The sequence below is a fragment of the Bradyrhizobium sp. CCBAU 53338 genome (assembly GCF_015291665.1).
Taxonomy (GTDB): Bacteria; Pseudomonadota; Alphaproteobacteria; order Rhizobiales; family Xanthobacteraceae; genus Bradyrhizobium.
Genome location: NZ_CP030048.1, coordinates 6,961,072 through 6,985,406 on the forward strand (window position 1 = coordinate 6,961,072; position 24,335 = coordinate 6,985,406).

Here is a 24,335-nt window from a genome sequence, read left to right on the forward strand (position 1 = left end):
CGGTTCCCGCCGCCCAACTTTAAGACACCGGGACTGCGTTCCTTAACCCGTTATTTACCCTAACGGACAAAAGTCTGACTTCGAGGCAGACGACCCGCGCCAAATCCGATTGTCTTTGCAACCGGCACGCGTGGGGAGACTGGAGGCGCCGGGTGGGGCGCCGGAGTCGGAACCGGACAGAGTCATGAATTCGCGCGTATCGTGGAGTGTTGACGGCATCGATCCATCCGTCCGGGAGCGGGCCGAAGCTGCTGCGCGCCGTGCCGGCATGTCGCTCAACGATTGGCTGAACTCCACGCTCGGCGAGACGGCTCCGCCGAACTTTCGCGGGCCTTCCGACCAGCGCCAAGATCAGCGTCAGGAGCAGCGTCCCGATCCGCGCGCGATGCCGATGCCGAACCAGGGCGCCAGCCAGGAGAGCCGCGAGGTCGCCGACATCCATCAGCGGCTCGACGCGATCACCCAGCAGATCGAACGGATTTCAAAGCCCGCCGCGCCGCGCCAGGAAATGTCGCGCGAGCAGGGCGTCGCCCGCCAGCTCAACGACGCGATCTCGCGGTTGGATGCCCGCCTCTCGCAGATCTCGCGGCCCCAGCAACCGCAGCCGCAAGCACAGCAGCCTCAGCCGCCGCGACCGGCACCTGCGCCGGCACCGGCCCCGGTTGAACCGCGCCAGCGCCAGGCCGATGCGGTCGAGCGCGCGGCCGCGCAAGTCTATCGCAGCTCACCTCCCCTGAGCCCTGCATCGTTCGACGTCGCGGTCGCCGAGATCACCGCGCGCCAGAGCGAGCTTGACGGCTTTGCGCCGCGGCAACTGCCGCCGCGCGCTGCCCCGCCGATCGCGCCGTCTCCCGCTCCTTACGCGCCTCCGATGGCGCCAATGGCGGCGCCGCCCGCGCCGGTCTATGCCCCTCCGCCACCGCAAGCAGGGCCGGATTTCTCGTCGCTCGAACGCCATCTGCTCAAGATCACCAGCCAGATCGAGTCGCTGCAGCGTCCTGATCATACCGAGCAGGCGATCAACGGCTTCCGCGCCGAGCTCGCCGAGATCCGCAACGCCATCACCGAGGCGATGCCGCGCCGCGCGATCGAATCGATCGAGAACGAGATCCGCTCGCTGCACCGTCGCATCGACGAGACCCGCTCCAACGGCACCGACGGCCAGGTGCTCTCGGGCATCGAACACGCCCTCTCCGACATCAAGCAGGTGCTGCGCACGCTGACGCCGGCCGAGCAGCTCGCCGGCTATGACGAGGCGATCCGCAATCTCGGCGCCAAGCTCGACATGATCCTGCGCGCCAATGACGACCCCTCGACGGTGCGCCAGCTCGAAGGCGCTATCTCCGCCCTGCGTGGCATCGTCTCGAACGTCGCCTCCAACGAAGCGCTGGCACGGCTTTCCGAGGACGTACAGCTGCTGTCGTCCAAGGTCGACCAGGTCAATCGCACCTCGGACCGCGGCGACAGCTTTGCCGCCCTGGAGCAGCGCATCGCCGCGCTCACCGCCGCGCTGGAAACGCGCGAGCGGCCGCAGGCGGCCGAGAGCTCCGAACATCTGGAAGCCGCGATCCGCGCGCTGTCCGATCGTTTCGACCGCATGCAGGTCGGCAACGATTCGGCCTCGACCTTCGCGCATCTCGAGCAGCGCGTCTCCTATCTGCTGGAGCGTTTGGAGGCCACCTCCGATTCCCGCGGCGGCGATTTCAGCCGTGTCGAGGACGGGCTGCACGACATCCTGCGACACCTGGAGCGGCAACAGGCGACTTATGCCGCGCTCGCCGAGAGCCGCAATTCGGCGCCCCCTCCCGATTCCGGCATGGTCGATCTCGTCAAGCGCGAGCTCTCCGACATCCGCTTCAGCCAGGCCGAGACCAACCGCAGCACCCAGGATTCGCTGGAGGCCGTGCACAACACGCTCGGCCATGTCGTCGATCGCCTCGCCATGATCGAGGGCGACCTGCGCGCGGTGCGATCGGCGCCGCCGGCTCCTGCACCACAGCCAATGCCGATGGCTGCGCCCATGCCGATGGCCGCGCCGGTCGAGCCGGCGCCGATGGCGCGCGAGCAATGGCAGCCGCAGCCGCCGGCGCAATACGATCCGAAGCCCGAGCTGCCGAATCCGGCCAGCGCGCAGCAGCCGGCGCATTCGGCGTTCGTCGCCGCGCCGCGTGAATTTCATGCCGCCGCGCCCGCAGCGCCGCCGCCGGTACCGGCGGCTGCGCCGGTGCCACCGCGCGCGATCAGCGAGATTCTCGAGCCGCACACGGCACCCGCGCGCGCCGCGATCGCGCCCGAGCTGCCGCCGGATCATCCGCTCGAGCCCGGCACGCGTCCGGGCGGCCGCCCCGCCACGCCGTCCGAGCGCATTGCCGCCTCCGAAAGCGCGATCAGCGAAATCCCCGCCGCGCCGAAGGAGCCGGTGTCGTCGTCGAGCTTCATCGCGGCCGCACGCCGCGCCGCGCAAGCTGCCGCCGCGCAGCCGCCGGAAAAGCCCGCTCGCGGCGTCAAGGCTGCGCTCGCGGCCCGCACCAAGGACAAGGGCCAGGCAAAAGCACCGGCCGCAGGTCAGGAAGGCGGCTCGACCATCACGTCGAAGATCCGCTCGCTGCTGGTCGGCGCGAGCGTGGTCGTGATCGTGCTCGGCACCTTCAAGATGGCGATGAACCTGCTCGACGGCGGCGGCCCGCCGCCGACGCCGCAGGCGATGGAGGATACCAGCCAGCCGGCGCCGCAGGCGCCGCCCCCGGTCGAGAGCAAGCCTGCCGCGCCCGAACAGATCACGCCGTCGATGACTTCGCCGACGCCGATCGGCAAGCAGTCCCTGAACAATGCCGCACCGGCGCCCGCGCCGGCGAGCTCCAGCAGCACGGCTTCGGTCGAAATTCCGCCTGCGCCTGCGGCAGTAGTGCCGCCGCAGCCCGCGGCGAACAGCGACGTCACCGGCGCGCTGTCCGGCACGAGCCGCGCACGGCTCGGCGTCGTCCAGGTGCCACCGAGCGAGAAGCTGCCTGATGGCATCGGCGGCCCCGCCCTGCGCACCGCCGCGATGAAGGGCGATGCGACGGCGGCCTACGAGATCGGCGTGCGCTTTGCCGAAGGCAAGGGCGTGGCTGCGAACTACGACGAAGCCGCGAAATGGTACGACCGCGCGTCGCAGGCCGGCGTGGTGCCTGCGACCTTCCGCCTCGGCACGCTCTATGAAAAGGGCCTCGGCGTGAAGAAGGATGCCGACATCGCCCGCCGCTATTACGCGCAGGCCGCCGAGCGCGGCAACGCCAAGGCGATGCACAATCTCGCGGTGCTCGACGCCGACGGCGGCGGACGCGGCGCCAACTACAAGAGCGCCGCACAGTGGTTCCGCAAGGCCGCCGACCGCGGCGTCGCCGACAGCCAGTTCAACCTCGGCATCCTCTATGCCCGCGGCATCGGCGTCGAACAGAACCTCGCCGAGTCCTACAAATGGTTCAGCCTGGCTGCTGCCCAGGGCGACGCGGATTCGTCGAGCAAGCGCGACGATGTCGCCAAGCGCCTCGACCCGCAATCGCTCGCCGCCGCCAAGCTCGCGATCCAGACCTTCAGCGCCGAGCCGCAGCCCGACGACGCCGTCAACGTTCCGGCGCCCACCGGCGGCTGGGACAGCGCACCGCAAGCGGCCAAAAAGCCGGCGCCGAAGCCGGTCGCGACGAAGAAGACGGCTTCGGCGGCGCATTGAAATTCGACGAGATCGGACGCGGTGCCACCTCTCCCCGACGGGGAGCGGTGATCCGAGTTCGCCGGCTCGCACCGGTTCAAGCAACCGACATTGCAGCTACGGCGCCTCGATCACCGTGGGCACGCCCGGCTCCAGCAGGCGCAGCCGCGTGCCGAAGCCGAGCACGTCGAACGTCTTGCGCAGATCCTCGCTGCTCTGGCGGAAATGCGCCCAACCCTCGGTGTGCACGGGCACGATCATCGCATCGGGAAAGGCGCGCGCGGTCTCGATGGTGTCGTTGGTGTCCATGGTGAGATGGAACGGTCCGCGGGTTTGCGCGGCACCGGCGAACGGCAGCACCACGCCGCATTTGAAGCGGCGCGCGACCTCGGCGACGCCGTCGAACCAGGTGGTGTCGCCACTGATGTAGACCGGCCGCGTGTCCTTGCGGCTCGACTGCACCACGAAGCCGATGACGTCGCCCGACAGCGGCTCGATGCCGGCCGGACCGTGCCGCGCCGGCGTCGCGGTGATGGTCAGCGTGTTGCCGTCATCGTCCTTCAGATGCGCGGTCGCCCAGGGCGCGAGGCCCTCGACATGGCCGCCGAGGCGCCTGGCGCCCGCCTCCGTGGTCAGCGCGCGCGGCGCCTTCAGCAGATAGTCGCGCCCGGACTTGTCGAGGTTGTCCGAGTGCTGGTCATGACTGAGCAGCACGGCGTCGATCGGGCCGATAGCGTCGGCCTTCACCGCGGGGCCGATGGTCTTCTCCAGCTTCACATGTGGCAATTGGTAGGCGCCGGGCGCATCGAAGGTGGGATCGGTGAGCAGGCGAAAGCCGTCGATCTCGATCAGCGCGGTGGGGCCGCCGATCAGGGTGATGGAAACGGGCATGAGGGGAACTCCTCTTACACGACGGGCTTTGCGGGGCGCGTCACCAGGTAAATGCCGAGCGCCACCGGAATGATCCCCAGGAGGTCGCGCATCTCGACATGCTCGCCGAGCACGAGGAAGGCGAACAGCATGCCGAGCGGCGGCATCAGGAAATGATAGGCGCTGGCCGCGGTCGCGCCACACACTTTCAGGAGATGAAACCAGAGCCAGTAGGCGAGGATCGAGCCGCCGAGCACGAGGAACGCAAAGGCGCCGATCAGGCTCGGCGTGAGGTCGATGGCATGAACGTCCGCAAAGGTCAGCGCGACCGGCGTCAGCACGATGCCGGCCGCGAGATTCTGCACGCCGTTGCCGATCCACAGGGAACCCCTGGGCGCGAACAGCTTGAACAGGATGGTGCCTGATACGATGGAGGCGAGCGAGGCCAGCGTGAAGATGATGCCGTGCAGGGAATCAGTACCGACCGAGAGGCGATGCCAGACGATCAGGGTCACGCCGATGATGCCGAGCGAGAGGCCGCTCGCCTTGCGCCACGTCATGCCCTCGCCGAGCAAGAGCGCTGCGAGCGCGGCGGTGAACACGGGGTTGGCCGAGACGATCAAGCCGCCGAGGCCGGCGGAGACCGATTGCAGGCCGGTGTAGCCGAGCCCGAGATAGAGCGCATTGTTGGCGATGCCGAGAACGGCGAAGATCAGCGCATCGCGCCACGACAACGACCAGTCGCCACGGACCAAGGTGGTGCCGAGGATCAGTATGCCCGCGAGCGAGAAGCGCGCAGCGAGCAGGATCAGCGGCGGGCAATGGGTGACGCCGATCTTGCCGGCGACGAAAGCGTAGCTCCAGAGCAGGCAAAACAGGCCGATGGCAAGCGGCAGCGCATTGAAGCGGCTGGTGGGAGCGGACATCGAGGGGGCGAGGGACATGGCATTCTCCTGAGCCCTCGATCTAGGGAGCTGGCTTGCCATTTGGAAATTAAATGATTAACTCGTAACCAGTGGATTTTCGAATGGAGGCTTCCATGCTCGATCTGGAGCTCCTGCGCAGCTTCGTCTCGGTGGTCGAGGCCGGCGGCTTCACTCGCGCCGGCGAGCGCGTCCATCGCACCCAATCGACCGTCAGCCAGCAGATCAAGCGGCTGGAAGAGGACGTCGGCCAGGTGCTGCTGCACCGTGACGGCAAGGACGTGCGCCCGACCGAGGCCGGCGAGCGGCTGCTGTCCTATGCGCGCCGGCTGCTGACGCTCGCCGAAGAGGCGCGCGACGTGCTGCGCGAGCCCGACGGCGAAGGCGCGATCCGCCTCGGCATCCCCGAGGATTTTGCCGCCTATCGCCTGGCCAAGCTGCTGGGCGCGTTCTCGCGCTCGCATCCGAGCCTGCGGCTCGACGTGCGCGCCGACCAGAGCAAGAACCTCGCCCGCGATCTCGAACGCGGCGAACTCGATCTGGCGCTCTACAAGCGCGAGGCTGGCGGCAAGGACGCGATCGCGGTGTGGCCGGAAGAGGTGCACTGGGTCACCAGCAAGAGCCATCCGGTCGATGTCAACGCGCCGTCGGTGCCGCTGATCGGCTTTCCGCTCGGCTGCCTCTACCGCGCCGGCGCCATCCACGCGCTGGAAAGCGCCGGCCGCGCCTGGCACATGTCGTATTCGTCATCGAGCCTCGCCGGCATCCAGGCCGCGGTTGCCGCCGGCATGGGGCTAAGCATCCTGTCGGAGATGTCGATCCAGTCAGACCATCGCGTACTGACGGCCAAGGACGGCTTTGCGCCGATCAACCGCACCGAGGTGGCGCTGATGGCCGCCCCGAACGCGAGCTCCGCGACGCTGCGGCTGGCCGATCGGCTCGCGGAGTTTTGCGAGGACGTGCAGGCGAAGGCGGCGTAGTCGCCGCGGGGGCGGTGCGTTCCCTCCCCCCTTGTGGGGGAGGGAGCGCAGTTGTGCGCGTGGCCCGCAGCGCGGCTTAGTAACACCTTGACGCGGCAATCGCATGCACGCGGCGGTCGCCGAGCAGATGCGCGACAAAGCCGTTCTTCGGAAAAATCCTTGCAAACGCAGCGTCGCGGATGCTGAGGCCGCCGGCATAGGCACCGAAGGCCGGCATCACGGCGCGCAGGCCGTCGCTGGCAAAACAGCGCCGCTCCATCGAACGACCGCGCGCGGAGACGCGGGCCTTCGGATGAAGATGGCCGGCGATCTCGCCCTGCGCGCCTGATGGCTCGTGGCGGAAGGTGATCGGGCCGATCGAGACCTCGTCCGCAATGGTGCCGCCAAGATCGCGCGGCAGCATGGGATCATGATTGCCCGAGATCCAGATCCAGTCGCGGCCGGTCTGCAGCGCGGCGACGGCATCGCGGTCGTCCGCCGAGAGGCGCTCATGCGCGGTGCGATCGTGGAAACTGTCGCCGAGTGCGATGACGGTGCGCGGATCATGGCGGGAGGTGACAGCAGCGAGCCGGCTCAGCGTCGCCAGCGTGTCATAGGGCGGCAGCAGCACCCCGCGCGTGGCGAAGCTGGAACCCTTTTCGAGATGCAGGTCGGAAACGACGAGCAGACGCTGCTCTTCCCAGAACAGCGCGCCGGAGAGATCGGCCGCGAAGGTCACATCGCTGATCGTGACCCTGGAAACGCGCATGTCTTCAACATCCTCCGAAACCAGCGCGCCCAACGTCAAGACCTGCTCTTATCCCATCGCTTCCTTGACCAGCTCGTCGGCAGCTTCCGCCAACAGCTCGTCTGCAGCTTCGCCATAAACTGACTCGCGGCCGATTTCCAGCATCACGGGGACGGCGAGCGGGGAGACGTGGTCGAGTTCCCGATGGGTGATGCGGCCCTGGATGCGCCCTAGCATGCCGCCGAGGCGGCGCAGATCGAGCAGGCCGGTGGCGGCATCGGCGCGCGCCGCGCGCAACAGCACGTGATCGGCCTGGTGTTTTCGCAAGACGTCATAGACGAGATCGGTCGAGAACAGCACCTGGCGACGGCTCTTGTCCTCGCTGGTGAAGCGGCGCTCGATCAGGCCTGAGATCAACGCGCAATTGCGGAAGGTGCGCTTCATCAACGCTGACTCGGCGAGCCAGGCTTCGAGATCGTCGCCCAGCATGTCCGGGTTGAACAGCGCATCGAGGTCGAGTTGTCCGTTACGGATCATGAAGGAGGCATCGCCGAGCCCCCAGATCGCCACCGCATATTCATTGGCAACGAAGCCGAGCGGCCGGGCGCGGGCGCGCTCGAGCCGCCGCGTCAGCAGCATGCCGAGCGTCTGATGCGCGAGCCGGCCTTCGAAGGGATAGCAGATCAGGTAATGCTTGTTGCCGCGCGGAAAAGTCTCGACCAGCAGTTCGCGAACGCCGGGCACGCGGCTGACGTCCTTCTGCAATGACAGCCAGTCGCGAACCTGTTCGGGCAGGCCATTCCAGGCGCGCCTGTCATCAAGGATACGGCGCACGCGCTCGGCGAGATAAGTCGAGAGCGGAAACTTGCCGCCCATATAGGACGGCACCTTCGGGTCCTTGTCGTTGGCGCGGGATACGTAGACCTGGTCTTCTGCCAAAGCCTCGTAGCGCACGACCTCGCCACCAAAGACAAAAGTATCGCCGGCGGTCAGGCCCTCAATAAAGTATTCCTCGATCTCGCCGAGCACGCGGCCGCCGCGCGCGATGGCGCCGGTCGAGCCGGTGCCCGTAGAGCGTCCCCGCACCAGCCGCACCTTCAGCATCGGCTCCTCGACGATGGTGCCGACGTTGAGGCGATAGCTCTGCCGCACCTTCGGATTGGCGACGCGCCAGCGGCCCTGCTTGTCCTGCTTGATGCGGGCGAAGCGCTCGTAGGTTTTCAGCGCGTAGCCGCCGGTGGCGACGAAATCGACGACGTCGTCGAAATCTCCGCGCGCAAGTCCGGCGTAAGGCGCGGCCGTGCGGACCTCTTCAAAGAGATCGTCGCTCAAAAACGGTTCGCCGCAGGCGCAGCCGAGCACGTGCTGGGCCAGCACGTCGAGCGCGCCGGTACGCAAGGGCGGCGTGTCCTGCGCATTCTCGGCGATGGCATCGATCGCGGCGCGACATTCCAGCACCTCGAAGCGGTTGGCGGGCACCAGCACGGCGCGCGAGGCTTCGTCGAGGCGATGATTGGCGCGGCCGATGCGCTGCATCAGGCGCGATGAGCCCTTGGGTGCGCCGATATTGACGACGAGATCGACGTCGCCCCAGTCGATGCCGAGGTCGAGCGAGGAGGTGCAGACCACACCGCGCAGTCTGCCCGCCGACATCGCTTCCTCGACCTTGCGCCGTTGCGCCACGTCGAGCGAGCCGTGATGCAGCGCAATCGCAAGGCCGTCGTCGTTGATGCGCCAGAGATCCTGGAACAGCATCTCGGCCTGGCTGCGGGTGTTGACGAAAACGAGCGTGGTCTTGTTCTGCTTGATCAGCTCATAGACTTCAGCGAGCGCGTGGCGCGCGCCGTGGCCGGCCCAGGGCAGCCGCTCGCGCGTATCCAGCATCTCGACCAAAGGCGGCGCAGCGCCCCCGGCGACGACGATGTCGGCCGCGGATTCCTTTCCGCCGGGCTGCGGCACCAGGAAACGCGCGAGCTGATCCGGCTCGGCGACGGTCGCCGACAGGCCGATCGCGCGCATCTGCGGCGCCAACCGCCACAGCCGCGCGAGGCCGAGCGAGAGCAGATCGCCGCGCTTGGACGTCACCAGCGCATGCAGCTCGTCGAGCACGATGCGCTCGAGCGAGGAGAACAGAAACGGCGCGTCATCGGAGGAGAGCAGCAGCGCGAGCTGCTCCGGCGTGGTCAGCAGGATATCGGGCGGATAGCGCCGCTGGCGCTGGCGCCGCGACACCGGCGTGTCGCCGGTGCGGGTCTCGACCTTGATCGGCAGGCTCATCTCGGCGATCGGCCGTTCCAGATTGCGCGCGATGTCGACGGCGAGCGCCTTCAGCGGCGAGATGTAGAGCGTGTGCAGGCCGGCGCTGCGCTGAACGCTGCGGCCGGTGGAGACGAGCTTGCTGCTGTTACCTCCCCCCTTGTGGGGGAGGTCGGCAGCCGCAGGCTGCCGGGAGGCGGGTAGCCCCACGAGCGGTGTCTGCGGCCACCCCCCTCCCCGCCCCTCCCCCACAAGGGGGGAGGGAGAAGAAGACAGCTCCACCAATGTCGGCAGAAACCCCGCCAGCGTCTTGCCGGCGCCGGTCGGCGCGATCAGCAACGCCGACCGATCCTCGCGCGCCTTCTGCAGCAGCGCGAGCTGATGCTCGCGCGGCGACCAGCCGCGCCCCGCGAACCATTGCTGGAAGCGGTCGGACAGCAGTGCGGCCGGCTCGGCCGGGATTTTGAGGATGCGGGGCGGCACGGCGCAACAGGTAAGCCGTGGGACAGGGTTCGTCGAGGGGTGTGGGCGCCCCCCTCCTCTCCGCGAACTATTCTCTCCCGGGCACGCCGAGAGAACCCCTCATCCGGCGCTTCGCGCCACCTTCTCCCACAAGGGGCCTGTTGCGCTACTGCCTTTTGATGCGGGAGACGTAAGGAGAGAGGGCGTTGTCGGCCCCGATTGTCGGGCCGAAGCTGTATTTTGCGCCCTTGATGGGCGTCAGGCGGCGATCGTGGCCCACCGCCTCATATTGAACGCGATGGAGGCAAGCAGGACTTGTCCGCGTGCCTTGGCGAGACCGACGTATCGGATGCAGGTGAGCCGCATCCGACGTTTGAGGGTGGCAAAGGTTGTCTCCACCGTTGCCCGTCGTCGTGCGATGAGACGGTTGTAGCGTTTGAGCCTCGGCGGCAGTTCCGGGTGATGCCTGTTGGGACGGCGGGCGATGCGGGGCTTCTTGCCTTCCGCTTTCAGCCGCGCCCGCCGGGCGTGGGTGTCGTAGGCCGCATCGGCCCATACCACGGCTTCGTCGCCGCGGATCAGTTCGTCGGCTGGCGTTGTATCGTTGATATTGGCGGGCGTGGTCAGGACTGAGCGGATCAGACCGGATCCCTCGTCGACACCCATGTGAGCCTTGTAGCCGAAGGTCGAACCACCCTTGCCCTGTCGCTTGGTGAACCGGGCGTCTGGGTCGTTTGATGGACGATCCTCCTTGGGAGGAGCTGAGACGGCCTGGATCAGGGTCGCGTCGAGCATCGTGCCGCGCTTGAGGATGACACCAGCATTCTCAAGCTGGCGGTCCAGCTCGCCAAACAACTTCTCCAGCAGGCCTTGTTCGATGAGTTGATTCCGGAAACGGTTCAGAACCGTATGGTCGGGCGTCGCATCCTCGAGGCTCAGACCAACGAAGCGCTTGAACGACAGCCGGTCGCTCAGCGCTTCCTCAAGCTCGCGGTCCGAAAGACCATAGAGCGACTGCAACAGCAGCGCCCGAAACAGCACCAACACCGCGTACCCCGGCTGACCGGGTCCCTTCTCGTCCCGCAAATGGCCGATCAGCTTCTCGAACCGGTACCACTTGACCAGGCCGGCCAGCCGATCCAGCGACGCATTGGCGCCGGCTCCCTTCGGCATCAGCGCATCTACAAAGCTCGGCTGTCCCGTCTGCTTCACCGCCATCGTCATTCCCCCAAAAGGCTCAACCGCAGGGAATCACAACTGGCGAATTACGCAACAGGCCCACAAGGGGAGAAGGAAGAAAACACCTACTCGACCACCGGCTTGTCCGAGACCTCCCAGTCCTTGCCGTTGAAGATCTGCGTGAACAGCGTCTTCATCGGGGTGTAGTCGTCGGGGGTGTAGCTGTAAGTGACGCCGTCGAGGAAGAACGGCGAGTGGAAGCCGTTGAGGGTTGATGCCTGCTTCAGCACGTTGGCCCGCGTCAGATCATCGCCGCAGCGGCGCAGGATCTCGCCCATGGTGACGGCCTGGCCGTAGCCGGCATAGGCGATCGTGTTGTCGGGAGCGATGTTCGGCAGATATTTCTTGCGCAACTCTTCGAACGCCGTGGGACCCGGATCCTTTTCCCAGCGGCCGGGCCCGGCATCCTTCGCATAGCTGATCGAGACGATATCCTTCGCATTCTCGAAGCCTGCGGCGCTGAGAATGGACTTGCCGGTCGAGCCCGCCGAGAGCAGCTGCAGCGGCTTCCAGCCGAGTTCGGCGACCTTGCGGATCGACTGCGACGACGCCTTGCCGGTGGAGATGTTGTAGAAAACGTCCGCGCCCGACTTGGAGAGATTGATGAGCTGGGAATCGACCGTGGGATCGGTGAGATCGTAAGTCTGCTCCATGATGACGGATGCGGTGCCGCCGGCATCGGCCAGCACCTTCTTGAACGGACCCAGGAAGTCGCGGCCGAAATCGTCGTTCTGATAGAGGATACCGATCTTGGCGTTCGGCCTCACGGCGAGGACGTGCCGCGCCAGGATGCGCGCTTCGGTCGGATAGAGCGGGAGACCCGCCATCGTCCACTTGAACTCCTTGGGGTTATTCCACTTCGAGGCCCCGGTGTTGAGCAGCAGCTGCGGCACGCCCTTGGAGTTCAGGTATTTGTGCACGGCGGTCTGCGGCGCGGTGCCGAGCGAGCCGTAGAGCGCCAGCACCTCCTCCTGCTCGACCAGCCTCCGCGTCGCCTCGACGCATTTCGGCGCGCTGTACGCGTCGTCGAGCGTGAGGAAGTTGATCTTGCGCCCGTTGATGCCGCCTCCTTCATTGAGCATCTGGAAATAGGCCTCGCCGACGCGGCCGAGCACGCCATAGAGCGAGCCGGGACCGGAATGAGGCACGGTCTGGCCGATCTTGATTTCGGTGTCGCTGGCACCGGCGTCGTATTTCTTCTCGGCGGCCCAGACATAAGGCGCGGGCAAAACGGATGCGGCGATGGTGGCAAGCGCGGCGGCGCTGACATCGCGACGCGAAGGATTCTTCGTCATTGTTGTTTCTCTCCCTAATGCGCGCATTGTGCTGGCATCCGCACAGCTCGCAAGTAGGAAGTCGTCGATTTGCGACGCAATGGCGCTTAAATTACAGCGAATCTAGCGCCTAGACTCAAGTTTTCTCGGCAACGACGACGAGGCCGCGCACCGGCTCGTTGTTCTCGTTGCGTGGCGAGGCGGGCTCCAGCGTGAGAAGCTTCAGTCCGGCGTGCGCGATCGCGCCGCGCACATATTCCGCGGAATGGGCATAGCGCAGGCCTTCGCCGAGCACGATGCCATCGCCCGCATGCGTCTCAAGCGTGAAGGCGAGCGTGCCGCCAGTCGCAAGCACGCGCTTCGTCTCAGTGAGCACCGGCGCGAGATCGGAGAGATAGACGAAAGCATCCGCGGCGACGACGAGGTTTGCGCTGGCGTCCACCTTGCCGCGCAGGCCCTCGATCATGTCGGCGACTTCGAGCTCGGCGTAAAGCCCGGTCGCGCGCGCCTCCTTGATCATGCCTGACGACAGGTCGATGCCGATGAAATGATCGACCTGCTTGGCGAAGGCGGCGGCGGCAAGCCCCGTGCCGCAGCCGAGATCGATGGTGCGCTTGAAGAAGGCCGGCTTCTTGGCGGCGACGCGCGCGGCCAGCACGGCCTTGAAGATCAGCGCGGGGGCGCGATAGCCGAGGTCGTTGATCAGCGCGTGCTCGAAGCGCGGCGCATATTGGTCGAACAGCGCCTGCACATAGGCCTTGGGCATCTCCGCCATCTGCGCGTCGCCAAGCCGCATCAGATGCAGGCCGGCGCCGTGCTGATCCTCAGGGTCGGAGTCGCGCGCCTTGCGGAATGCCGCGATGGCCTTGTCGCGCTCGCCGAGCTGCTGGCGGATTTCGCCGAGCGTGAACCAGGCCGAGGTGAAGTTCGGCGCCAGCTCGATCGCCTGCTCGATCAGGTCGGCGGCGGCGGGCAGGTCGCCCTTGAGCTGGAGGTCGCGCGCGAACTCGAAACGGCGGTCGGCCATGAGATCGCCGGAGGTCAGGAACAGGCGGAGCGGCATTGGGAACCAGGAAGCGCAGCGGGTGATGACTCGAAGACGCGGTGGAGCGACCTATATACCAATCATGCGCCCGCAAGACATCCTGCTGCCAACTGCTGACGGCCTGTGCTGCAAGCCCGGCGGCTTCCATATCGACCCCGTCCGCCCGGTGGAGCGAGCCCTGATCACCCACGGCCATTCCGACCACGCCCGCGCCGGCCATGGCGCGGTGCTGGCGACGCAGGAAACGCTCGACATGATGCGGCTGCGCTATGGCGAGAATTTTGCCGGATCGACGCAGGCGATCAGCTACGGCGAGGACATCAGGCTCGGCGACGTCCGCGTCAAATTCCACCCGGCCGGCCATGTGCTGGGCTCGGCACAGATCGCGGTGACCTGCAAGGACACCTGCATCGTCGCCTCCGGCGACTACAAGGATGCGCCCGACCCGACCTGCGCACCGTTCGAGCTCGTCCCCTGCGACGTCTTCATCACCGAGGCCACGTTCGGCCTGCCGGTGTTTCGCCATGGCGATGCGGCCGACGAGGTGAAGAAGCTGCTCGCCTCGGTCGCATTGTTTCCCGAGCGCGCGCATCTCGTCGGCGCCTATTCGCTCGGCAAGGCGCAGCGCGTGATCGCGCTGCTGCGCAAGGCCGGCTATGACGCGCCGATCCATCTGCATGGCGCGATGGAATCGATCACGCATTACTACCAGAGCCGCGGCATCGACCTCGGCGAGCTCAGGCCGGCGACGGGCGTGAAGAAGGCTGCGCTCGCCGGCACCATCACGCTGGCGCCGCCCTCGGCGACATCAGACGTCTGGACGCGTCGGTTTCCCGATCCCGTCACCGCATTCGCGTCAGGGTGGATGCGCGTGCGCGCCCGCGCGCGGCAGCGCGGGATCGAACTGCCGCTGGTGATCTCCGACCACGCCGATTGGGACGGCCTCACCGCGACGATCGCCGCGACCGGCGCCGGCGAGATCTGGGTCACCCACGGCCAGGAAGACGCGCTGGTGCATTGGTGCAGGTCGCGCGGCCTGCGGGCGCAGCCGCTCGATCTCGTCGGCTATGGCGAGGAAGAGGAAGGCGAGCCGCCGCGCGCCAGAGAGGCCGAGGCATGAACCGCTTCGCCGAACTGCTCGACCGTCTCGCCTACGAGCCCGGCCGCAACAACAAGCTGCGCCTGCTCACCGGCTATTTCCGCGAAGTCGGCGATCCCGACCGCGGCTATGCGCTGGCCGCGCTCACCGGCGCGCTCAGCTTCAAGCACGCCAAGCCCGCGCTGATCCGCGACCTCATTGCCTCGCGCACGGACGAGGTGCTGTTCGGGTTGTCCTACGACTATGTCGGAGATCTCTCGGAGACGGTCGCGCTGATGTGGCCGAAGGCGGAGCTGGCGGCCCACAACAACCCGCCTCCGCCGTCCCTGACCGAGGTCGTCACCACGCTGCGCACCCTTGGCAAGAGCGAGCTGCCGAAGCAGCTCGAGCGCTGGCTCGACGAGCTGGATGAGACCGGCCGCTGGGCGCTGCTGAAGCTTGTCACCGGCGCCATGCGTATCGGCATTTCCGCGCGGCTGGCGAAGACGGCCGCTGCCGCGCTTGGCGACAAGGACCCGCATGAGGTCGAGCTGATCTGGCCGGGTCTCAGCGCCCCCTATCTCGACCTGTTCGCCTGGCTGGAGGGCCGCGCCGAGAAACCCGTCAATCGCGATCCCACGCCGTTCCGGCCCGTGATGCTGGCGCATGCGATCGAGGACAGCGATTTCGAAAACCTCGATCCCGCCGACTACGTCGCCGAATGGAAATGGGACGGCATCCGCGTGCAGGCGGTCGCCGGCCGCGACGACCAGGGGCAGATCACCGCGCGGCTCTATTCGCGCACCGGCGAGGACATCACCGGCAGCTTTCCGGACCTCGTGCCGTCGCTGCGCCTGCCGGGCGCGATCGACGGCGAGCTCTTGATCCTGCGCGAAGGGCGCGTACAGAGCTTCAACGTCCTGCAGCAGCGGCTCAACCGCAAGGCCGTCTCGCCGAAGCTGATCAGGGAGTTTCCGATTCACTTACGCGCCTACGATCTACTCGGTGACGACGAGAACGATCTGCGCGAGCTGCCGTTCGCGGAACGGCGCGAGCGGCTGGAGAGCTTCATCAACAAGCTCGGCGATCCCCGCATCGATCTCTCACCCACCGTTCCCTTCGCAAGCTGGGACGCGCTGACCGCGGCGCGCGCCGATCCGGCCTGCGCCGGCGCGGGCGAGGATGCCGACGCCGTCGAAGGGGTCATGCTGAAGCGGCGCGATGCGGCCTATCTGCCGGGACGGCCGAAGGGGCAGTGGTGGAAGTGGAAGCGCGATCCGCACATCATCGACGCCGTGCTGATGTATGCGCAACGCGGTCACGGCAAGCGCTCGTCCTATTATTCCGACTACACCTTTGGCGTCTGGACCGAGACCGAGAGCGGCGAGGAGTTGGTGCCGGTCGGCAAGGCCTATTTCGGCTTCACCGACGAGGAGTTGCTGCAGATCGACCGCTTCGTCCGTCGCAACACCACGGAAAAGTTCGGCCCCGTCCGCCATGTCGTGCACGAGGGCGACAAGGGGCTGGTGCTGGAGGTGGCCTTCGAGGGGCTGCAGCGCTCGCCGCGGCACAAATCCGGTGTCGCCATGCGTTTTCCCCGCATCAGCCGCCTGCGCTGGGACAAACCGCCGCGGGAGGCAGACCGACTGGAAACGCTGGAAAAAATGCTGAAGGCGGAGGCGGCGGAGATCGAGGCGTGAGGCATTCTATCTCGCCGCGACGGCAGCGCGCGCCCTCTCCCGCTTGCCGGGAGAGGTTGCAGCCAGCCCGCGGCGCCCGCACTGCCCGAATTAAAATGCGGTAAGCTGATTGACGCTCAGGTCAGGGTTCCCCATGTCCCCCGCCGTGACCTATAATCGGGGCGAATCCCCGCGAGGAGTTTTGTGAGATGGCCCACGACGTCAGAGATTTGCCGGCCGGCCACAGCGATGGCCTGCACCGCTTTCTCGGCGGCTCACCGCTGGCGGTCGCGTTCCGCCTGGTGCTGCTCTCGATCCTGGTCGGCGTCGTGCTGGCCGCGATCGGCTTCGATCCGTGGAATATCCTCATCAGCATTCGCCTGCTGTTCCAGCGCATCTGGGATCTCGGCTTCGATGCCGTGAATTGGCTGTGGCGCTACTTCCTGCTCGGCGCCGTCATCGTGATCCCGATCTGGCTGCTGTCGCGCGTCTTCGGGTCGCCGCGACGCTAGAGTGAATCCGACACAGGGAGCCCGCAGCCGATGCAACTACGCTTTGTCGGCTGCGGCGACGCCTTCGGCTCCGGTGGCAGGCTCAACACCTGCTTCCATATCTCGGGGCGTGAAGCCAACTTCCTGATCGATTGCGGCGCGTCGGCCCTGCCGGCACTGAAGCGGCTCGAGATCGAGCGCAGCGAGATCGATCTCATCCTCATCACGCATTTCCACGGCGATCATTTCGCCGGGCTGCCGTTCTTCCTGCTCGACGCGCAATTCTCGCGGCGGACACGGCCGCTGACGGTCGCGGGCCCGCGAGGCATCGAGACACGGCTCGCCTGCGCGATGGAGGTGCTGTTCGAGCATTCCTCCAAGACCAGGCAGCGCTTCGAGCTGAACGTGGTCGAACTCGCGCCTGGGCAAGTCCAAGGCTTCGGCGCGGTGACTGTGACGCCCTACCCGGTCGTGCACGGCGACTCCGGCGGGCCGTTCCTGGCCTACCGCGTCGAGACCGAGGGCCGCACGCTCGCCTACAGCGCCGACACCGAATGGACTGATACACTCATTCCGCTGGCGCATGGCGCGGACCTTTTCATTGCCGAGGCCTATATGTACGAGAAGGTGGTCAAGAACCATCTCAGCCTGAAGACCTTGGAACAGCATCTGCCAGCGATCGGCGCCAGACGCCTCGTGCTCACCCATATGAGCGACGACGTGCTGTCGCGTCTTGACGAGATCGCGCATCTCGCGGCCGAGGACGGCATGGTGCTGGTGTTCTGACATGCACGCCCCTGCTCATCCCAAGGTCGGCTCCCGCCAGGTCTTCGCCATCGCGGGCCCCGCGATGGTTGCGAACCTCACCACGCCGCTGATCGGCGTGGTCTCGACCACCGCGATCGGACGGCTCGACGATGCCGCGCTGCTCGGCGGCGTCGCGATGGCCTCCGTCATCTTCGACTGCCTGTTCTGGCTGTTCGGCTTCCTGCGCATGAGCACGCTCGCCTTCACCGCGCAGGCGCTCGGCGCCGGCGAGACGCGCGAAGAGACCGTGATCCTGGTGCGCGGATTCATCGTCGCAGGCCTGATCGGCGGCGCGCTGATCGTGCTGCAGTTGCCGCTGGCCGGCATCCTGTTCGACCTGATGGGCGGCAGCGCGGGCGTGACGCACGCCGCCAAAACCTATTTCATGATCCGGATCTGGTCGTCGCCCTTCGCGTTCGCCAACTACGTCATCCTCGGCTGGCTGGTCGGGCAGGCCCGCGCCAATCCGGCGCTCGCGCTCCAGGTCGCCATCAACCTCATCAACATGGCGGCGACGATCTTGCTGGTGCTGGTCTACGACACCGGCATCGCGGGCGCCGCCATCGCCGCGCTGTTGTCCGAGGGCATCGGCTTCGTGCTCGGCGTCGTCGTCTGCCGGCGCCATGCGCATGGCGGCTTTGCCGTTCCCCGCGCAATTCTGTTCGACCGCGCCAAGCTGATGCGGCTGCTGTCGGTGAATTCCGACATCATGATTCGCACCGCGGCGCTGACCACCGTATTTCTGTTCTTCACCGCCAAGGGCGCGCGCGCCGGCGACGTGACGCTGGCCGCAAATTCCGTGCTCAACAATTTCCTGCTGGTCAGCGCCTTCTTCCTCGACGGCCTCGCCAACGCCGCCCAGCAGCTCTGCGGCCGCACCTTTGGCGCGCGCGATGCCAGGGGATTTGCGGATTCGACAAGGCTGGTGCTGCTGTGGGGCCTCGGCTTCGCGCTGGTCGTCGCGGTGCTGTTTGCGACGTTCGGGCCCGATATCATCAATTTCATGACCACAAGCGAGGACGTTCGTCGCGCCGCGCACGAGTTCCTGCCGTTCATCGTGCTGGCGCCGATCCCCGGCGTGTTCGCGTTCGGCTTCGACGGCATCTATGTCGGCGCCACCTGGGCGCGCGAGATGCGCAACCTGATGCTGGCCTCGCTCGCGATCTTCTTCGGCATCTGGCTGGCGCTGCAATCGCTGGGCAATGCCGGACTGTGGTGCGCGCTGCTCGCGTTCTATGTCGCACGCGGGGGATTGCAGGGCGCGAGGTATCCAGCGCTGTACCGGGCGACGTTTCTTTCTTCTCCTTCTCCCCGCTTGCGGGGGCGCGACGAGCAAAGCTCGCTCTGAGAAGGTCGGGATTGAGGGGGAGTCTCCGCAAGGGCGGTGAGAGTGGGATTCCCGGAGAGTTCCCTCACTCCTCTCCCCACACGCGGACCAACGCAGGAGAGACGAAGAGCCTACATCCCCGGCCAGTCTTCCGCCGTCAGCGTCGCAGCATCGGCGCCGACAATCTCCGACAGCGAATCCCGTCCCGTGCGCAGCAGTGTCGAGGTGAGGTCGCGCTTGATCTCGTCGACGAGGCCGAGGCCCTTGTAGACCAGCGACGAATAGAGCTGGATCAGGCTGGCACCGGCGCGGATTTTCGTCAGCGCGGCGCCGCCGGAGTCCACGCCACCGACGCCGATCAGCGGGAATGCGCCTTCGACGCGCACATAGGTCTCCGCGACCATGCGCGTCGACAGGCGGAACAGTGGCCGGCCGGACAGGCCGCCCTGCTCCTTCGCGCGCATCTCCTCGCGCAGCGTGCTCGGCCGTGCGATCGTCGTGTTCGACACGATCATGCCGTCGACCCGGCGCGAGCGCGCGACCTGCACGACGTCGTCGAGCTGGGCAAGGCTGAGATCGGGCGCGATCTTGAGCAGCACCGGCGTGTCACCGGCCTTCTGCCTGACACGCTCGCGCGCATCGATCACCCGTCCGAGCAAATCGTCGAGCAGCGCGCCTTCCTGCAGATTGCGCAGACCGGGCGTGTTGGGCGAGGAGACGTTGACGGTGAAATAGCTCGCGACCGGCGCGAAGGTCTCGATCAGCTTGACGTAATCGGCGACGCGATCGGGCGAATCCTTGTTGGCGCCGACATTGACGCCGACGATGCCGCCGTTCGCCGCGCGCGCGGCAAGCCGGCGCAGCACCGCTTCAGCGCCGTCGTTGTTGAAGCCCATGCGGTTGATGACGGCCTCATCCCGCTCGAGGCGAAACAGCCGCGGCCTCGGATTGCCTCCTTGCGGCTTCGGCGTCACCGAGCCGATCTCGACGAAGCCGAAGCCGAGCCGCAGCAGCGCATCGGGCACCTCAGCGCTCTTGTCGAAGCCCGCAGCCATGCCGATCGGGTTGGGAAAGTTGAGCCCGAAGGCGCGCACGGCGAGCTTGGGATCATCGGTGCGCGGCTTCACCGGCGGCAGGAAGCGCAGGCCCTGGATCGCGAGCCGGTGTGCGTCTTCCGGATCGAGCCAGCGCAGCACCGGCAGCGAGAAAGCATCGAAAGCGCGGATCACGGGGCAAGCTCCGGGGTATCGTGGCCGCCATCGGAGCGCATGTTCAGGTTCATCACCGAGAGCACGGCGCCGAGATCGAGCTCGCCATAGAGATGCGGAAACAGTTCGTCATTGCGCGAGCGCTCCCAGCGCAGTTCGGCGCCACACGCATCGCCGTCAACCTCGACCAGGAACAGCGCGCGCTGGCCGGAATAATGCTTGCGCAGCGTCTCAGGAACCTGGGTGGCGGTCGAAAAATGGATGAATCCGTCGCGCGCGTCGTCCGCGCTGCCCCGGTACACGCCCTGCCGTTCCGCCTCGCGCCAGGCCGAGGCCGGACAGATTTTGTAGATCTTGACCACCGCTTACCGGAGCCCTGTTTGCTCGTTGAGTCAGCTCTTTGACTCTCTTGGGGTTTTTCGTTCCCGAACGGGTCTCAAAACCCGGCGCGACCGTAAAGGCCGCCCCTTCCGAACTCAAGAGTTAGAGGTCGCCCCTTGCGCGAAAAACGGAAAACCGGTTGATTTGAGGACAGTTTTCCTGAGTTGCGACGGGCTGGACCTTCCATGGTCAAACAGGCCAAAGCGCAGAGGATGCTGACCCACGACCAGATCTGGGCCGCGCTGGACCGGCTGGCCGCGCGCGCCGGACTGTCGCCATCGGGCCTTGCCAAGCGGGCCGGGCTCGATCCCACCACCTTCAACAAGTCCAAGCGCGTCACCACCGATGGCCGCGAGCGCTGGCCTTCCACCGAATCGATCGCGAAGGCGCTGGCGGCGGCAGAATCGTCGATCGAATTCTTTGCCAGGCTGATCGACGATGATGCCGGCGATGGCCACACTGTACCGCTGCTCGGCTTCGCGCAGGCAGGCCTCGGCAGCGCTTTCGACGAGAAAGGCTTCCCGTCAGGCAAAGGCTGGAGCGAAATCGCGCTGCCGAACGCCGAGGACAGCCGTGCCTTCGCGCTGGGGATTTCCGGCAACACGTTGATGCCTGCCTATCGCGACGGCGATGTCATCCTGGTTTCACCGGGCACGCCGGTCCGCAAAGGCAATCGCGTGGTGGTGAAGACGAAGACGGGCGAGGCGATGGTCGCGACGCTAAAGCGCCGCACGGCGAAGGCGCTGGAGTTGCAGTCGCTCGATGCGACGCAGGCGGAGCGGACCTTGGCGGCAGGTGATGTCGCGTGGGTCGCAAGGATCGTGTGGGCGAGCCAGTGAGACTTGCTCCGCTGTCATTCCGCGCGACCCGGCTACGCCAAGGCTTCGCCGAGGTTTCAATCTTGGGCGCGCCGAAGCTTTAGCGCAGGCGGCAAGCGGGGAATCCAGTACGCCGCGGCGTCTCGGCGCGTCACAACTGCCTCGGAGTACTCGATCGCCCGGTCAAGCCGGGCGATGACAGCGAAAGGATCCCTCACGCACTCCTTGCCAGCGCACCGTCGATCATGTTGACCGCGTTCTGCACGCCGTACACCGCGACGAACGAGCCGAAGCGCGGGCCCTTTTCCTGGCCGAGCAGCACCTGGTACAGCATGTTGAACCAGTCGAGCGTGACGCCGGGGCGGCCGTCCTTGCCCTTCTTGACCTGGTCGAGGAACGGCTCGCGGCGGCCGATCTCGTAAACGACGTTCTGGATCTCTTCGGCTGACGCCTCGGCCGGAAGTTGCGACAGCGCATCGCGCAGGTCCTGCAACGCGGCGCGCTCGGTGTCGGTGGGCACGCGGAACTGCTTCGTCGGCGCGACGAAATCGCGATAATAGTTGATGGCGTAGCCGACCATCGCATCCAGCTTCGGATGCGTCTGCGGGCTCACGCCCGGACGGTAGCGGCCGATGAACCCCCACAGCGTCTCGGCGTTCTCCGCGTTCGACGACGACACCAGCGTCAAGAGAAGCTGGAACGTCACGGGCATGTCGCCCTGCGGCGGCTTGCCGTTGTGGATGTGCCAGACCGGATTGCCGAGCTGCTGCTTGTCATCCTGCCTGGCAAAGCCATCGACGAACTGCTGATAGTCGTCGACCTGGCGCGGGATGACGTCGAAAAACAACCGCTTCGCCGCCTTCGGCTCGCGATACATGAACAGCGACAGCGATTCCGGCGAGGCGTAACGTAGCCATTCGTCGATGGTGAGACCGTTGCCCTTCGACTTCGATATCTTCTGGCCCTTCTCGTCGAGGAAGAGTTCGTAGTTGAAGCCTTCCGGCGGCGTGCCGCCGAGCGCCCTGGCGATGGCGCCGGACAGCTTCACGGAATCGATCAGGTCCTTGCCGGCCATCTCGTAGTCGACGCCGAGCGCGACCCAGCGCATCGCCCAATCGGCCTTCCACTGACACTTGACGTTGCCGCCGGTGACTGATGTTTCGACTTCCTCGTTGGTGTCGGGGTCGACATAGGTCACGGTGCCCGCGGCAACGTCGCGGCGGATCATCGGCACTTGCAGCACGACGCCTGAGGTCTTGCTGATGGGCAGGAACGGCGAATAGGTCGCGCGGCGATCGGGGCCGAGCGTCGGCAGGATGATGTCCATCACCTTGTCATAAGCGGCGAGCATCTTGAGCAGCGTCGCGTCGAAACGGCCGGACTTGTAATAGACGGTCGAGCTCGCGAACTCGTAGTCGAAGCCGAAATGATCCAGGAACGCGCGCAGGCGCGCATTGTTGGCATCACCGAACGACGGATGCTCGTTCGAGAACGGGTCGGGCACCGCGGTGAGCGGACGTCCCAGATATTGCGCCAGGAGATCCTTGTTCGGCACGTTGTCAGGCACCTTGCGGAAGCCGTCCATGTCGTCGGAGAAGGCGAGCAAGCGCGTCTTGATCTTGTCCTCGGTCAGCACGCGGAAGGCGTGGCGCACCATCGAGGTGCGCGCGACCTCGCCGAACGTGCCGATATGCGGCAGGCCTGAGGGTCCGTAGCCGGTCTCGAACAGCACCTCGTCCTTCGGGCTTTTCTTCAGCCGCGCGACAATGGCCTTCGCCTGCTCGAACGGCCAGGCGTTGGATTGTTCGGCGAGCGCACGAAGATCGCTCGGGCTCATGCTGGGATCAATTACGGACATCAAAGGGGCCTCCGGGCCGCGGAAAATAGCGATTTCCGGGCAGAATGCAAAACTTGGCGCGGCTATCGCCGCTCTTACTCCCTCGCCCCGTTCTTACGGGGAGAGGGTTGGGGTGAGGGGCTGCTTCCGCAATGACGGTGAGAATTTGACTCGCGGAGAGTCCCTCTCACCCGAATTGCACCTTCGATGCAATCCGGCCTCTCCCCGCACGCGGGGAGAGGCGAAGAAGAATCTAGAACGGGCTCACCGAAAAATACTTGAGCCACAGATCGGTGTAGCGACCTTTTTCCCAGACGCGGAACAGGGCCCAGTTCAGGGCCTGACGCAGCACGTCGTTGCCCTTGCGCACGGCGATCCCGATGCCTTCGCCGAAGAAGCGGCTCTCGACGAACGGGCCGCCGGAGAAGGCGCAGCAATCGCCGGAGTCCGTGCCGTTGATCCAGAACGCCAGCGAGATGGCATCGCCGAAGATGAAATCGACCTCGCCCTTGCGGAGCGCGGCGCGAAGCGCATCGTCGTTCGGGTAGGGGTGCAGCTCGGCGTCGGTGAACATCGCCTTCAGGTAAGCCTCATGCGCGGAGCCCGCGATGACGCCCACCTTCTTGCCTTCGAGATATTCGGGCCGAATCTCCGGCATCACCGCATCCTTGCGCGAGGCGAAGCGCGCGGGCACGCGATAATAGGGATCGGTGAAGTCGACGCGGGCGCGAAGCTGCGGGCTCACCGCCATGGAGGCAATGATCGCATCGCCCCGGTTGGAGGTGAGCGCATCGACCAGCGTCTCGAAGCGGCGCATCTGCACCGTGCAGGAGACCTTGATCTCCTCGCACAGGCTGCGTGCGAGATCGACGTTGAAGCCGGCCGGATTGCCGTCGGCGCCGGTGAAGTTGAACGGCGGGTAATCGGTCTCGGTCAGGAAGCGGATCACGGTCAGGCGCGACAGGTCCGGCCGCTCCGGGCGCCGCCGCGGGTCCCAGAAGCCGGGTACCGCCTGGGGGGCGGCTTGAGGCGCGGTTGGCGTCGTCGCTTGAGGGGCCGCCGGGGGCGGCTTGGCCGGAGCCTGGGCGCGGGCGCCGGACAGGCCTGCGAGCAAGCACGCGGTGACGGCGAGCCCTGTCAGCAAGCCACGGGCAGATTTGGACGATTTCGCCTGTTGCGATGGAGCCATCGGCCGGAAAGGAATGAATTTCATTGGGATCGGAAGGCCTTATAGACCATCCG

19 protein-coding genes are annotated in these 24,335 nt (G+C 66.4%); 8 read left to right on the forward strand and 11 right to left on the reverse strand.

Annotated features, from left to right (window positions below; genetic code table 11):
• Nucleotides 1-184 precede the first annotated feature (184 nt).
• The gene (locus XH90_RS32775; protein ID WP_194478353.1) at nucleotides 185-3,712 is read left to right on the forward strand and encodes a tetratricopeptide repeat protein; all 3,528 of its coding nucleotides are present in this window, start codon (nucleotides 185-187) and stop codon (nucleotides 3,710-3,712) included.
• A 96-nt stretch (nucleotides 3,713-3,808) separates the two neighbouring features.
• On the opposite strand, the gene XH90_RS32780 is transcribed toward XH90_RS32775, so the two are convergent.
• Both XH90_RS32780 and XH90_RS32785 read right to left on the reverse strand, forming a co-directional pair.
• Nucleotides 3,809-4,582, reverse strand: coding sequence for an MBL fold metallo-hydrolase (locus XH90_RS32780; RefSeq protein ID WP_194478354.1), 774 nt, complete (start codon nucleotides 4,580-4,582; stop codon nucleotides 3,809-3,811).
• A 14-nt stretch (nucleotides 4,583-4,596) separates the two neighbouring features.
• Nucleotides 4,597-5,505, reverse strand: a complete 909-nt coding sequence (locus tag XH90_RS32785) for a DMT family transporter (protein WP_194478355.1) — start codon at nucleotides 5,503-5,505, stop codon at nucleotides 4,597-4,599.
• 95 nt (nucleotides 5,506-5,600) lie between these two features.
• Between XH90_RS32785 and XH90_RS32790 the strand changes: the two genes are divergently transcribed.
• Nucleotides 5,601-6,464, forward strand: a complete 864-nt coding sequence (locus XH90_RS32790) for a LysR substrate-binding domain-containing protein (protein ID WP_194478356.1) — start codon at nucleotides 5,601-5,603, stop codon at nucleotides 6,462-6,464.
• A gap of 76 nt (nucleotides 6,465-6,540) precedes the next feature.
• On the opposite strand, the gene pdeM is transcribed toward XH90_RS32790, so the two are convergent.
• The 5 genes from pdeM to XH90_RS32815 all read right to left on the reverse strand — a co-directional run bounded on the left by pdeM (nucleotide 6,541) and on the right by XH90_RS32815 (nucleotide 13,485).
• A complete protein-coding gene (gene pdeM, locus XH90_RS32795) occupies nucleotides 6,541-7,212 on the reverse strand; it encodes a ligase-associated DNA damage response endonuclease PdeM (RefSeq protein ID WP_194478357.1) in 672 nt (223 codons plus the stop codon).
• 48 nt (nucleotides 7,213-7,260) lie between these two features.
• Entirely contained in the window at nucleotides 7,261-9,930 is a 2,670-nt protein-coding gene (locus XH90_RS32800) for a ligase-associated DNA damage response DEXH box helicase (protein ID WP_246755653.1), read from the reverse strand.
• A gap of 237 nt (nucleotides 9,931-10,167) precedes the next feature.
• Nucleotides 10,168-11,133: an IS5 family transposase gene (locus tag XH90_RS32805; RefSeq protein WP_194476884.1), complete on the reverse strand. Its 966-nt coding sequence runs from the start codon at nucleotides 11,131-11,133 to the stop codon at nucleotides 10,168-10,170.
• 80 nt (nucleotides 11,134-11,213) lie between these two features.
• A complete protein-coding gene (locus XH90_RS32810) occupies nucleotides 11,214-12,443 on the reverse strand; it encodes an ABC transporter substrate-binding protein (RefSeq protein ID WP_194478358.1) in 1,230 nt (409 codons plus the stop codon).
• Between the two features lie 115 nt (nucleotides 12,444-12,558).
• Entirely contained in the window at nucleotides 12,559-13,485 is a 927-nt protein-coding gene (locus XH90_RS32815) for a class I SAM-dependent methyltransferase (RefSeq protein WP_194478359.1), read from the reverse strand.
• Nucleotides 13,486-13,549: 64 nt separating this feature from the next.
• Here XH90_RS32815 and XH90_RS32820 point away from each other — a divergent pair, with 64 nt between their 5' ends.
• The 5 genes from XH90_RS32820 (at nucleotide 13,550) to XH90_RS32840 (ending at nucleotide 18,870) form a co-directional block, all read left to right on the forward strand.
• Nucleotides 13,550-14,587, forward strand: coding sequence for a ligase-associated DNA damage response exonuclease (locus XH90_RS32820; RefSeq protein WP_194478360.1), 1,038 nt, complete (start codon nucleotides 13,550-13,552; stop codon nucleotides 14,585-14,587).
• Nucleotides 14,584-16,245 (forward strand): ATP-dependent DNA ligase, encoded by a 1,662-nt coding sequence (locus XH90_RS32825; RefSeq protein WP_194478361.1) that lies wholly within the window; start codon nucleotides 14,584-14,586, stop codon nucleotides 16,243-16,245. The genes XH90_RS32820 and XH90_RS32825 overlap by 4 nt, the downstream gene beginning before the upstream one ends.
• Before the next feature lie 188 nt (nucleotides 16,246-16,433).
• Nucleotides 16,434-16,736 carry a DUF6460 domain-containing protein gene (locus XH90_RS32830; RefSeq protein WP_194478362.1) on the forward strand — a complete coding sequence of 101 codons (303 nt, stop codon included), beginning with the start codon at nucleotides 16,434-16,436 and terminating at the stop codon, nucleotides 16,734-16,736.
• Between the two features lie 30 nt (nucleotides 16,737-16,766).
• Nucleotides 16,767-17,501: an MBL fold metallo-hydrolase gene (locus XH90_RS32835; RefSeq protein WP_194478363.1), complete on the forward strand. Its 735-nt coding sequence runs from the start codon at nucleotides 16,767-16,769 to the stop codon at nucleotides 17,499-17,501.
• Between the two features lies 1 nt (nucleotide 17,502).
• Complete coding sequence (locus tag XH90_RS32840) at nucleotides 17,503-18,870, forward strand: MATE family efflux transporter (protein WP_194478364.1); 1,368 nt, start codon at nucleotides 17,503-17,505, stop codon at nucleotides 18,868-18,870.
• Nucleotides 18,871-18,980: 110 nt separating this feature from the next.
• Here the strand turns inward: XH90_RS32840 and XH90_RS32845 are convergent, their stop codons facing one another.
• Both XH90_RS32845 and XH90_RS32850 read right to left on the reverse strand, forming a co-directional pair.
• Nucleotides 18,981-20,078: a quinone-dependent dihydroorotate dehydrogenase gene (locus XH90_RS32845; protein WP_194478365.1), complete on the reverse strand. Its 1,098-nt coding sequence runs from the start codon at nucleotides 20,076-20,078 to the stop codon at nucleotides 18,981-18,983.
• A complete protein-coding gene (locus XH90_RS32850) occupies nucleotides 20,075-20,419 on the reverse strand; it encodes a DUF952 domain-containing protein (protein ID WP_194478366.1) in 345 nt (114 codons plus the stop codon). Before XH90_RS32850 ends, XH90_RS32845 begins: the two co-directional genes overlap by 4 nt.
• 204 nt (nucleotides 20,420-20,623) lie before the next feature.
• Here XH90_RS32850 and XH90_RS32855 point away from each other — a divergent pair, with 204 nt between their 5' ends.
• Nucleotides 20,624-21,277, forward strand: a complete 654-nt coding sequence (locus XH90_RS32855) for a helix-turn-helix transcriptional regulator (protein WP_194478367.1) — start codon at nucleotides 20,624-20,626, stop codon at nucleotides 21,275-21,277.
• A 193-nt stretch (nucleotides 21,278-21,470) separates the two neighbouring features.
• Here the strand turns inward: XH90_RS32855 and XH90_RS32860 are convergent, their stop codons facing one another.
• Both XH90_RS32860 and XH90_RS32865 read right to left on the reverse strand, forming a co-directional pair.
• Entirely contained in the window at nucleotides 21,471-23,114 is a 1,644-nt protein-coding gene (locus XH90_RS32860) for a lysine--tRNA ligase (RefSeq protein ID WP_194478368.1), read from the reverse strand.
• 232 nt (nucleotides 23,115-23,346) lie between these two features.
• Nucleotides 23,347-24,282 (reverse strand): transporter substrate-binding domain-containing protein, encoded by a 936-nt coding sequence (locus XH90_RS32865; protein WP_194482888.1) that lies wholly within the window; start codon nucleotides 24,280-24,282, stop codon nucleotides 23,347-23,349.
• Nucleotides 24,283-24,335 lie beyond the last annotated feature (53 nt).